Below are 12386 nucleotides of genomic sequence, written 5' to 3' on the forward strand. Positions count from 1 at the left end.
CTCTATTGAAGCTGAATGCAACCTGAATATATAATCTACAAAAATAAAACACTGAACAATTGCCTACTTACTACTTTAGTGGTGGTTATTATTTATGGGACTATATGAAAAGACTATTTAAAACAACCATATTAATATTAAGTATATTAATTTCAGGGTGTGGCGGTGGAAGTGGTGGATCAAATGAGGATGTTACAAAGCCAGTGCACCAAGACAAACAAGAGCGTGTTACGTTATCTGCCAATGACCTTTCTCTTACATTTTCAGAGTATGGTATCGCTTATCCGCAAGTTTCAGATTTCTATGGCATTCTTACCTACCAAATTGCTGATGGTGCGGCTGAGGATGTCGTTTGGGTTGACCCTTACACTGGTGAGATGAGGCTCCTTGCCGCGGGTGAAACACAAGTTTTGGTTGAAGATAAAAGTAGTTATTATCGGACTTCTTCAACGATATTTACCGTAACTGTTGATCAAACTGATAATAGTGATTTCAATGTATCGACTGTTGATTTGCCAACGATTGAAAGTAATAAGATGTTTTTGCCAATTCAAGGGAACAAAGGTGAGTTAAGCTACACTTTTGAGCCTGAAGGCATGGTGAATTTTGATGAAGAAACCGGTCATATTTGGTCAACAGGTACTCCTGGCGAAGTCGAGGTTACGGTAATAGATAGTGGAGATCGTAACTATCGTTCGAAAAGTGTCACGGCACTTTTAGCGATTGATGCTGTTGATCCCAATACTTTGATGTATTCCTATATCGATCGAACCTTTAAAGAAGGGATGACATTAAGCCCAATAAAGGTTAGTGGTACAGATAGCGGTACATACTATTTTGAGCTTGATGACAAAGATAGCGATGTGCTCACCATTGGTGAAACGAATGGTTTAATGACAGTAAATAAAACCGGTGCTGTTCGAATTAAAGTGACTCAGCAATTGGGTGCTGAATATGGTGATGTAGAGCAAACGGCTTACTTTACTGTTCAGATTATGAAAGGGGAGCGACCTGAACTAAGTATTGCCGATAGTGAGTTAGCTTACCTTAAAGACTTTCTTTATCAACCCGCAGTGAATAACAACATTGCAGCAGTACGATTTGAGGTTATCTATGGGGAAAATGTTGTAAAAGTTGACGAACAAACAGGGCTTGTACGTATTATTAATGCTGGATATGCAGAGTTAAAAGCAACAGATGATCAAAACGATAATTACTATCCGAGTGAGAAGTGGTTTTCGATCACCGTTGTACCTGCTGTCCACCCTGGGTTAAAAAATCAAACAGATACGTATACCTATAGTGAAGGGTTGATTGTTACACCTGAGATGGAAGGCCAGCTAGGTAGACTTGCTATAACCGGTGATACTGATGTTCTTTCCTTATCAGGCAATAAATTTACGGTGTTGAAAGCGGGTACTGCCAACTTATCTGTTTATGATGATGGTGGTGATAATTATCTAGCATCGTCTCCGACATCACTAAAAGTAACCGTCTTAAAAGCTGCGCACCCTGATTTTACTGCTGAAGACATTACAACCACATATTTCCCAGATTATTGCGTTCAAGCCAATATAAGCGGGACTGTGGGGGCAATAAATGTCACTCCTATTACATCATCTGATAATGAGATTGCTGAATATAATGCAGCCGACCAGTGTTTTATGGTTAAACGCAGCGGAACAGCGAGTTTTGACGTTGTTCGTGCAGAGAGCGAAAATTATCAAGCATCTAGCTCCAAGCGATTGAATGTTATTATTAACCCTGCTGATTCGCGTTTGCATGCTAATGGGAATGTGTACCGTCCATATTCAGAAGAAGAAACCATAATTCAACCACCAACAATCGGTGGGGGGACTGGACATCTGAGTTTTGATATCGTGGATGATCAAAGTGATTCGAATGTCATTACCATTGATCGCCTTACAGGTGAAATGACATTAGTAAATGTTGGTAGTGCAATTGTTCAAGTAACAGATGCTGGTAATGAGCAATATGAACCAGCATCTACGCATTTTACTGTCACAATTGATAAAGCCTACAATCCTGTATTGGTATCATATCCGCATACAGAATACTTGGTAGGTGGCGTGATTTCCCCTGTAATTGAAGATGCAAAAGGTCAGATAAGTTATAGACTACAGAATGTGCAGACTTCGCCTGTTACTTTGGATGTAAATGGTGCGCTTAATATTCGCTCTACTGGTGAGTTTACTGTTGAAGTCACTGCTGAGGAAACAGCTCACTATAAGCAGAGAACATTTGAAGTGAGTGCTTTCGTTCGAAAAACTGAGCGCCCTGAGGTAGAGATTGTAAGGGCTGCTTATGCGTATGAACCGTTTAAAAAAGTGATACTCGATTACTCTGAATCATATGGCTCTCGTACCTATAGTACTTATGATAATGGTGATATCGCTGTGAACCCTAATACAGGTGAATTCACCATATTAGACTACCTTGCAGTGCAGAAGTCAGATATTTATATAACTGAAGAGCAGAGTGAACTCTATTACGATTTACCGTTAGCGCTTGCAGGCGTTGTGAAAATAACACCGCCTGTAGAAGGCAGTGCAACACGCGATCTCACATTGACACCTGTCTTTAGGCCTGTAGAAAGTTCGGTGGATTACGTTAAGCGCCCGTATGAAAAAACGGCGATTAGTTTTGCTGGTACAAAGGTACTACAACCAACGGATGAAGAACTACAAAAGTATGGCAAAGGGATTGCTCTCTCTGTAGGCATGCAGTCAGTGGATAATGTGTCTGATATTGGACGAAAGATTGATGCAGATGTTCGGGTTTATGTTCAGCGTTATGAAGGTTGCTCTACATCAGTAAATACTGCGAATCTACCCAACCTAGGGAAAGAGAAGAAAGCATCTTCATTCGACACGGGTGACTATTGTTCATTGGGCCGCCCAACAAGTCGATTTATTACCTATACAGTGGTTGATAAGTCAGCTTTAGATAAGTTTTCTTTCTATGATGGCGAGTGGGAAACAAGACAGCCATTTGTGACTTATCGTACATCGGAAGACTATGCTTCAAGTCACTCACAAAGTGATGTTACGCCCACTGAGCTACTTGAATGGGATCGTATTGAGCTAAAAATGACTAAAGACTAAATTAACCCACCATTTTTTGAGGCAGCCACCATATCGGTGGCTGTTTTTTTTATCTTAAAAAAGACATATATAACCACGAGGCATCGTTGAGAGGGCTTAATAGCTAATATAACCTCAGATCGGTTTAAGCCATCGCCATCAACCCTGATTTCTCAGTGTTTGTGATGTTTAGTGATGGCTTTTCTGGTTTCAAACAATAAGCAATTAGCCCTCCGAGCAAGTTCAACATAAATCCATGTAAACTCCTGTGCCGAGAGTGCTCTATCTGAGAGATGTTTTTCAACTGGTCATTAATGGTTTCTATGATGAACCGTTTTGACAGCATTGCTCTATCCCAAGCGGCTAACACCTTAGGTTTCATGTTCTTACGATGAGTCGTAATTAGGGTTATACCCTCTTCTTTTAAATCTTCAGTCAGTGCTTTACTGATATAACCTTTATCAGCATAAAGCTTATTGAGTAGCCCTTTTGATAACTCTCGAACGGGCTTTCGGTCATCAGTGTTCGCGGGGGTTAGCTTGGCGGCAACAATATCACCAAGATGATTGGTTATAATGTGAAGTTTAAAACCATAGAACCAGCCCATGGTGCCTTTACCTCGTGCTGCGGTTTCTTTAAACACCTTGTGACGTGGAATGCGTAGGTTATGGCATACCTTAATACTTGTAGAATCAATAAATTCAATGCCTGTCGGCTCTCCTTTGACATATGTAAAGAAGGAGCTCAATGGAATAAGTACTGATGGCATCACTTCAAGAAAGCGGGTGTAACTGAGTAATGTGGGAAAGTCTTTTTTATAATGCCGATGAATAAGACCAAGGTAAAAGTTTTTGAAATCACGTTGATGGGACATATGGAAGGCAATAATGATGGTCATTATTTCACTTTCAGACATCCGGCCTTTACGGTTGCGCTTACGTTCACCACTTTCCAGTTGCATTTTTTGCCACTGAGGTAGGAAAACCTTACAAAAAGTCATCGACATGGCAAAATAAGTCTACTAATTTATCCATAGCTGGTTCCTAAGTGATGAGTCCTTCTTGGTCGAAAGATCTGATCACTGAACCAGCTTTTAGTTCCCTTCTATTTTTATCCCGAGTTCAGGTTAATATATGTTCATTTCTGTATTACCGAGTGTTTTTGTTTTCATCTTTTGCCTCTGATGTTTAATTTCCCGGTTAAATTTTCTTGTTAAACTAGAGGGAAGCTTAAAACTTAGAGTGTGCTCTAAGTCAATGCAATAAAGTGAATAAATTAGATCAAGCTCATATTTATATTTAATATTGTTAGTTATCGATATTAGCATTGATATTGCTGTTGACTCTGTCCTAGGGGGGATAGTTTAAAGTATGTGAAATTTTATTTTATAGAGTATGTTATGAATAATGAAAAGCGTCACTTTCTGGTCATCGCTGCTACATCAAGAGGAGCACGGATCTTCATCAAAAATGCCTTAAGGCAAGGTCATAGCGTAACTGCAATGTGTAGAGCGAATAGTGATGATGATGCATTAAAGCGAATGAATGAAATACTTAAAACCACGAAACTAACAGAAAGTAAAATTATACCGTCTGAAAAGAAAGGTGAATTAAAAGCGACTAATATAAGTATATTAAACGCAGGTTCTTACAAGACTATTCTTACGCAAGATAGCACTATTGATGCTGTCTGTTGCTTTGTTGGTGTTACGAAGTTCAAAGATATGTTGAGTACTCGCTATTGTGTTTACACCGATACTATTAGCGCGCTTATTGAAGGGATGAAGAAAAGCCGATGGGTAGAGACGTTCTACCATAGCTCTGTCGGTACTGAAGGTATTCCTGGTGGATCTATCACGGCTTGGCCTGCTAACTACAATGTAATCGCAAACATTATTCCCCATATCTTTCCTGTTTATCGAAATGTGACTGAAAGTGAAAGCCTTCTCGGCCATGCTGCGAATGATGGCCTGAAGTTTGTTGTTTTTAGGCCTGCAGCATTGAATGACGCCCCAGCAAAAAGAAACTACGGCTATAGCTTTGATATTACAGGATTAAACAAAGATGATTTTCCTCTCAAGCATGCCAAAATAAGCATAAGCCGAGAAGATGTTGCAGAAGAAATTTTAAGGGTCGCAACGCTCTCAGAAATTGAAAGGAAAAAATGGCACGGTCATGGCGTTTATCTTGTTGATAAGAAGGTAAGTTGAAACAAGCGTTTATTTAAAAAAGATAGCGTTGAACAAACCATCGATGTCCTCTATCGCTAATAATATAGGGTGATTTGAGGGGGGAGTATAATAATCGAGTCTAGAAAATCATGGTATGGTCAATAAGTAAACGATTATTACGATAAACTAGCACGATTTCCGCAACAAACTCCCCTTGAACTTTGGTAAATGATTGCTTCCATATAAAGGCAACAGAGTCTGGACGCCTGAAAATAGCGACAGGCTCTCGATGAGTGAAAAAGCCTTTTTCTTGCTGATATTGCTTACAAATCATGTCGAAGTACTCTGGCGAAACAATCTCACGCATGCGTTGGGTAAAATCGTGAACATGTTTTGCATGATTGATTTCCGTCGATCCTTCTATCAGGTTATCCATTAGTGGGTTAGCGATATCCCACAGCGCGGTATCTGACATCGTTTCAAAATTCATTGTTATTTAATCCTTGTTGAATATCTTAATTTCCATCGTCGCTAGCAGCTGCTTGTAATTAGATGATGGTGTTGATGATATCAGAGATTGTGAAACAGAAGTTAGCTACGTCTTAACGGAAATAGCAATGCCATACCCCATGATAAAGTCCACGATGAACCTCGGGCTATTCATATCGATCTAGTGATGTAGATCCTTGATTTAATCATTGTTTGTATATTTCTTGTGATCAGTATACAAATTCTTAACAAGTTAAGTTGTCGCTCATAAGATTGTAGGACAATCTATAAATGTGTAGTTCAATGTAAGAGGCGAGCCTCTTCAATATTATTTAGTGAGTCTAGGAGTGACTTTCATGAACAAGCTTCACATAAAGGATATCCCTCTACCGTATTTTATGATTTTTCTGGCAATTAGCTGTAGTGCCGCTTTGTTAGGAAAACTGCCCAGTGGGTTAGTTGGAGGCTTTGCGATAATGATGTCGCTGGGCTATCTATTTGAACATGTAGGAGACCGTACACCCATAGTGAAAGACTACTTGGGTGGTGGTCCAATCGTATGCATGTTTTTAAGCGCAGCCTTGGTGTATTGGGGCATTATGCCTGACACCACTAAAGTCGTAATTGATGACTTTATGAAAGGGGGGGGCTTTCTAACTTTCTACATTGCATCGTTGGTTGTTGGGTCGATTTTAGGTATTGATTCAAAGTTACTCATTAAAGCGGGTGTACGCTTTGCCGTGCCTGTAGTAATGGGCTTACTGTTTGCCGTATTGCTATGCGGAATGGTGGCAATGCTTATTGGATATGGTGCGGGTAATGGTGTGGCCTTTATAACCTATCCAATCATGGGAGGCGGCCTAGGTGCTGGTGCTTTACCCATTGCTGAAATTTTTAATAATGCCATAGCAATGGAAACAGATGAAATTTTGTCACTACTGATCCCTGCAATGGCGTTAGGTAATGTAGCCTCGATTGTTGCGGGTGGAATGTTATACCGCTTAGGCAACAGGCATCCATCGCTTACTGGTAATGGTCAACTTATGGTGTCTCAGCAGAATGATGACGTCAAAAGTGAGGATCGGGAATTAAGCTTTAGAACATTAGCTATTGGGATATTTACCGCTTGCTCATTGTTACTGGTTGGGCGGTTACTGAACTTGATTATTCCGGGTGTCCACTATTACGCTTTGATGATCATTACCGTTGCGATTCTTAAAGTGGGTAATTTCTTCCCTAAATTGATCGAAGATGCTTGTGCTACTTGGTTTTCATTCATGGCGAAATACCTGACAACGCCTCTGCTTGTGGGTGTCGGTGTTACTTATACCGATTTGGGAATGGTCATTAACGCTGTAACATTTGAAAACGTACTGTTAGTTATCTCGGTTATCGTAGGGGCGATTGTCGGCGCAGGTATTGGCGGTCGATTGGTCGGTTTCTACTTTATCGAGTCATCACTCTGTGCGGGTTTATGTATGGCGAATATGGGCGGTACTGGTGATATAGCAGTATTGTCGGCTGCACGCCGTATGGAACTTATTCCTTTCGCACAAATATCATCTCGAATTGGTGGCGCAATGATCCTCGTGATTGTTGGCGTGACAGTACCCTTCCTGTTTTAGCGTATTTGCAGGGAGCGATGCTCCCTGCCTATAAGGAGTTCGGCATGCAGCCACTTTTTCTTCGAACTTTAAATACTGAGCAAGACTTTAGCGATGCCGCCGCATTACTTGAATGCGAAGCACTATTACCGATAGACAGTCCAGACATCGCCGTTGGATTTTTTGATGGAGTAAAGATGGTGGCTGTTGGTCATCGTCGAAGAGAGCTGATATTGGGTATCTGTATCGCGAAGGCATACCGAGGCCAGCAATTACTTGGCCGCTTGATAACTGAATTACTCAAGTCCGCCATCGATGCAGGGTACGATCAAATGTTCCTGTTTAGTAAACCTGAAAATCGTCAGTTTGAGCAGTTGGGTTTTAGCTGTGTGGCAAATAGTGACAAAGCCTCGATGTTTGAATACGGCTGGCCTGATATTGGCTATTGGCTTGAGGGTTTGCAGCAGCAATTTTCTATGAGTGATAGAAATCTAGCAGTCCTGAGATTACGAATCGCCGATTTTTGTCCAGCGCTTTTCAGTGTTGTCGAGCAAGCTGCCGCCAGCAGTGAGCAACTGCTAGTGTTGGCTGAGGGGGAATTGACAGACACTCACCAATATCAACAATTGAAGCAAGCTTGTGATGGTTTGCCTAATTGCCAACTAATAGCACCTTCAGCGTATGTTCTCAGTGCCGATTTATTTCCGGATTACTTCTGTGGTATCGAAAATCACGCTTTGGCACATAGCCAGCTTGCTGCTGCTGTTTTTGCTGAACGAATTGTACCCGCTCTGAACGTCAAAAAAGTGTTTGTTATAGAAGGTATGGCGGGCGAGTCGATGCAGGAATACCAACATGCTTTATCCAACTACTCAGTACCGCTTCACCCCATAGCAGCTAAGGCTTTATCTGTTAGAGGTTCTGAGTAAAAAGGAGAGAGAGCATGGAAGAATTAAACACAACTCAACGTTCAGCAAGTACTGAGTTCAATGCCCAGGCGTGGCATATATCGAGTTTGCTTCATCAAGGTGTATTGCACGAAGTTGCGTGTAGTAACAAGCCTGGTTTGGTTTGCCCAGAGAGCCAAGGTGCCCACGATGACATGAATTTTCATAGTTTTATCTCTGGCTCCACTGCAATGCTGCCGGCATTTTACCAAGCGGCACAAATCGGTCAGCAAGCTCAAGTATGTGACCGCAGTTTGTTCGAGACCTTGAGACAACACGGTCCGGTCTGGGAACAGGGATTAATGCTCGCGACAAGAGGGGTGAACACTCATCGCGGGATGTTATTTGTTGGAAGCCTCGCCGCTGCGGCAGCTGCTCAAAAATCAGTAAATAATAGAAAAATTTATGCGCTAGATATTGCAGAAGGTATTTCTGATATGACTTCAGGACTCTGTGAACGCGAGTTGCACAATAACCCTGAACCCCGCAGCTACGGTGAGCGTTTATATAAGCAATATGGCGTTAAGGGGATCCGTGGCGAAGTGGAAGGCGGTTTGCCCTCGGTCATTTATCACGCCCTCCCGGCTTTGCAGGTCGGATTAATGCAAAGCGGTAATCTTGAGCGTAGTTTGCAACATACTTTGTTAAGCCTAATAGCAAAAGTTGAAGATACAACAGTACTTCACCGAGGCGGTATTGAAGGGTTACGTTGGCTGCAACAGCAAGCTCAGAATGTTCTATCGGAAGGTTCGGTTTTTAGCCCAAGTGGACTGGAAAGTTATAACTTATTGATACAGCAGTGTTTAGCTCGTCGTCTTAGCCCAGGCGGCTGCGCAGACCTACTTGCTTTGAGTAGTGCTATTTATCTTATGGAGCATCAGGCTTGGCCTGACGGCGTTATATAAAGGAATTTAAAATGAAATTAGTGCAATCAGCAATGGTTGGCTCATTGGAGTCAAACGATTGTTTAGTTTCGGTTTACCCCGCAAGAAATCAAGTTGATATCGCAGTCGAAAGTATCGTATTTGCTCAATTTGGAGAGGCGATAAAATCGACAGTATATAGTGTATGTACTGAGTTTGGTGTTAGCGCGGCCCGAATAAAAATACAAGATAAAGGCGCGTTAGACTGCGTTATAAGGGCGCGAGTTGAAGCGGCAATTCTTCGGGCTGGAGGTGATCATGTTTAAACGGAAAACGGTGTTATTTGTGCCAGGCAACACGCCAGCAATGCTGATCAGTGCGCCAGTACTTGGAGCTGATTCTGTCATTTTTGATCTTGAAGATGGGGTTAGCCACAGCGAGAAAGATGCAGCCAGAATTTTGGTTCGCGAAGCCTATCGAACGTTAGAATGTGGAGGTTTAGAGCGTATAGCCCGAATCAATGGCCTTGATACACCGTTTTGGCAAGACGATCTCCGGGCTGTGGTTTCCGCTGGGATCGACACGGTCTTATTACCTAAGTGCGATAGTCGTCAAGTGGTTGAACAACTCAGCGAAGCTCTTCTCGGAGAAGAGCAGCGTTTAGGATTAGCGCTAAATTCAATACAAATATTACCCATTATTGAAAGTGCACTCGCCGTTGAAAATGCATTTCAGATAGCGTGCAGTGACCCTAGGGTGACAGGTTTACTGTTGGGGGCGGAAGATTTAGCGGCAGATTTAATGGCTAAACGCAGTTTAAGCGGTGAGGAGATTGCTTATGCACGTGGCCGTGTGGTGAATGCGGCAAGAGCTGCCGGTATTGATGCTATCGATACGCCATTTACTGTTATTGATGATTTAGACAACCTACGACAGGACGCTGAGCTGGCGAAACAAATGGGCTTTACCGGAAAAGCCCTGATATCACCGTTACATACTCGAGTTGTTAATCAGGTCTTTGCTCCTTCAGAGCAGGAGTTAGGCTGGGCAAAGCGTATCGTTATCGCAATGAAACAAGCTGAGCATGATAAGAAAGGCGCGTTTTCCGTTGATGGAGCCATGGTTGACGGGCCTATTGTGAAGCGTGCTCTACGTATATTAAATAGCGTTGAAAATGCAGAAAGGACCTCACAATGCATGAAAAATTAATTTCCTCCCTTCGTGAAGCCATTCTAGCTAGCCGCTTGGAAGATGGCATGACGATCTCTTTTCACCATCACCTACGTAATGGCGATTATGTGGTTGAATTAGTGATGAAAGAAATCGCGGCTTTAGGGATCAAAGATTTAAAAGTAGCTTTAAGCTCAGTGTTTAGTGCTCACCATGTATTAGTTGAGATGGCTCAGCAAGGTGTGGTGACAGGACTTGATACTAACTATATCAGCGGTCCAATGGCGCAAGCAGTCTCACAAGGAGTACTGAGCAAACCAGTAATGTTCCGTACTCATGGGGGGCGTCCCCGTGCAATAGAGTCGGGTGAGTTAGTCATAGACGTTGCCTTTATTGCCACACCAACGGTTGATATTCATGGTAATGCATCGGGGGCGCAGGGACCTTCTGCTTGTGGTTCTTTAGGGTATCCACAAGCAGATGCCGAGCATGCCAAATACGTAGTGGCAATAACGGATAATCTACTTGATCACGCCTTAGAACATATATCGTTATCGCATACTAATATTGATTTTGTGGTCGAAGTTGACCGTATTGGCGATCCAGCAGGTATTGTGTCTGGTACCACACAAGTTACTCGAGACCCTGTAGGGTTAGTTATTGCTGAATACGCAGCAAAAAGTATAGAAGCCGTTGGGTTGCTTAAAGATGGATTTAATTTTCAGACAGGGGCCGGAGGCGCCTCGCTAGCAGCTGCCAGTTTTGTTCGAGAGCGCATGCAGCAGCTTCAGGTGCAAGGGGGCTATTTACTCGGTGGTATAACAGGCTATTTTGTCGATATGTTGGAAGAAGGGCTATTCCAAGACATTTATGATGTTCAGTGTTTTGATTTAGCGGCAGTAAACTCGTTGGCTAAGAATATTCGCCATCATGAAATTACGGCCTCCCAATATGCTAACCCACAACGTAAGTCTTGCTTTACTGCAGGGTTAAGCGCAGTACTGCTAGGGGCAACTGAGATTGATGCAGATTTTAATGTCAACGTTCATACCGATTCGAATGGCATCCTTATCGGCGGCTCCGGAGGGCATAGTGACGCTGCCGCAGGTGCAGACTTGACGATTATTGTCGCACCATTATTACGCGCTCGTTTACCTATCGTTGTCGATAAAGTATCGGTGATCAGTACACCAGGCCACACTGTCGACCTGCTGATTACAGAGTATGGAATTACTCCTAACCCTCGTCGTCCTGAACTAGCAATGATGTGCCGTGATGCAGGTCTGCCAGTATTTACGATGCAGGAATTACGTAAAAAAGCCGTGATGATTGCAGGAGAGCCTGAACTACGCAAACAGGGGCAGCAGCATATTGCTACGGTCGAGTACCGTGATGGCTCTATCCTTGATCAGATTTACCGCTAAATCAAAGCCGGTAAACGCGTGTTTACCGGCATCTTTGGAGAATGCATGAATCAAGAAAAAAGAATTGTCTCAGCTATTTTAGACGCCCGAGAACAGCGTTGGAATAAACGTTTATCCTTAGCTAAGCGTTATAATTCCTGTGTTATTTGTTTAGCGCTAAATATTCCGGGCACAAATAAAAACCCACCCCAAAGCCAATTGGCGCTGCAACGTTTATCTCAGCAGTTTGAAGCTAAATTAGAGAGTGAAAATATTGAGGTAACAGCCAAAGTAGAAGCGGATTCTGTTGATGGAAACTACATTATGTGGGTAGTTTCTTCGCCCAGCGCAAAGTTGAAACGAATGACTGTTGAGATTGAACAGCACGACCCCTTAGGGCGTCTGGCGGACTTTGATTTGATAAACAGTAAAGGTATTACTGTTGGTCGAAGTGAGCTTAATTTATCACCAAGATGTTGCATATTGTGTGAGCAAATGGCGGCAGTTTGCGTTCGTAACCGTAATCATAGTTTTGATGAGGTTTGGGACGCGATAACGAATAAACTAAATCAGGTTGCTATCTAATCCCATCGCGATATATTAGTTGCTAAAAAGTGACTATTTAAAAAGGGGTTA

10 protein-coding genes and 1 pseudogene are annotated in these 12386 nt (G+C 42.5%); 9 read left to right on the top strand and 2 right to left on the bottom strand.

Annotation, left to right across the window (positions count from 1 at the left end; translation table 11 throughout):
* Positions 1–104 precede the first annotated feature (104 nt).
* Complete coding sequence (locus L4D78_RS23475) at positions 105–3125, top strand: cadherin repeat domain-containing protein (protein WP_428469173.1); 3021 nt, start codon at positions 105–107, stop codon at positions 3123–3125.
* Positions 3126–3249: 124 nt separating this feature from the next.
* Here L4D78_RS23475 and L4D78_RS23480 read toward each other — a convergent pair.
* Positions 3250–4138 (bottom strand): annotated as a pseudogene (locus tag L4D78_RS23480) (IS982 family transposase).
* A 365-nt stretch (positions 4139–4503) separates the two neighbouring features.
* Here L4D78_RS23480 and L4D78_RS23485 point away from each other — a divergent pair.
* Positions 4504–5313, top strand: a complete 810-nt coding sequence (locus tag L4D78_RS23485) for an NAD(P)H-binding protein (protein WP_428469174.1) — start codon at positions 4504–4506, stop codon at positions 5311–5313.
* A 100-nt stretch (positions 5314–5413) separates the two neighbouring features.
* Here the strand turns inward: L4D78_RS23485 and L4D78_RS23490 are convergent, their stop codons facing one another.
* Positions 5414–5764, bottom strand: a complete 351-nt coding sequence (locus L4D78_RS23490; protein WP_428469175.1) for a hypothetical protein — start codon at positions 5762–5764, stop codon at positions 5414–5416.
* 355 nt (positions 5765–6119) lie between these two features.
* Between L4D78_RS23490 and L4D78_RS23495 the strand changes: the two genes are divergently transcribed.
* From L4D78_RS23495 to citX, 7 genes are read left to right on the top strand one after another with little or no spacing between them, the layout of a single operon-like run.
* Positions 6120–7388, top strand: a complete 1269-nt coding sequence (locus L4D78_RS23495) for a 2-hydroxycarboxylate transporter family protein (protein ID WP_428458409.1) — start codon at positions 6120–6122, stop codon at positions 7386–7388.
* Positions 7389–7432: 44 nt separating this feature from the next.
* Positions 7433–8296, top strand: a complete 864-nt coding sequence (locus tag L4D78_RS23500; RefSeq protein ID WP_428469176.1) for a nucleotidyl transferase family protein — start codon at positions 7433–7435, stop codon at positions 8294–8296.
* Between the two features lie 14 nt (positions 8297–8310).
* Entirely contained in the window at positions 8311–9219 is a 909-nt protein-coding gene (locus L4D78_RS23505; RefSeq protein WP_428469177.1) for a triphosphoribosyl-dephospho-CoA synthase, read from the top strand.
* Positions 9220–9230: 11 nt separating this feature from the next.
* Positions 9231–9503 carry a citrate lyase acyl carrier protein gene (gene citD, locus L4D78_RS23510; protein WP_428469178.1) on the top strand — a complete coding sequence of 91 codons (273 nt, stop codon included), beginning with the start codon at positions 9231–9233 and terminating at the stop codon, positions 9501–9503.
* Positions 9496–10386: an HpcH/HpaI aldolase/citrate lyase family protein gene (locus L4D78_RS23515; protein WP_428469179.1), complete on the top strand. Its 891-nt coding sequence runs from the start codon at positions 9496–9498 to the stop codon at positions 10384–10386. The genes citD and L4D78_RS23515 overlap by 8 nt, the downstream gene beginning before the upstream one ends.
* Complete coding sequence (gene citF / locus L4D78_RS23520; RefSeq protein WP_428469180.1) at positions 10371–11771, top strand: citrate lyase subunit alpha; 1401 nt, start codon at positions 10371–10373, stop codon at positions 11769–11771. Before L4D78_RS23515 ends, citF begins: the two co-directional genes overlap by 16 nt.
* Positions 11772–11816: 45 nt before the next feature.
* Complete coding sequence (gene citX / locus L4D78_RS23525) at positions 11817–12335, top strand: citrate lyase holo-[acyl-carrier protein] synthase (RefSeq protein ID WP_428469181.1); 519 nt, start codon at positions 11817–11819, stop codon at positions 12333–12335.
* Positions 12336–12386 lie beyond the last annotated feature (51 nt).

This window comes from Photobacterium minamisatsumaniensis, assembly GCF_050336695.1.
GTDB lineage: Bacteria > Pseudomonadota > Gammaproteobacteria > Enterobacterales > Vibrionaceae > Photobacterium > Photobacterium minamisatsumaniensis.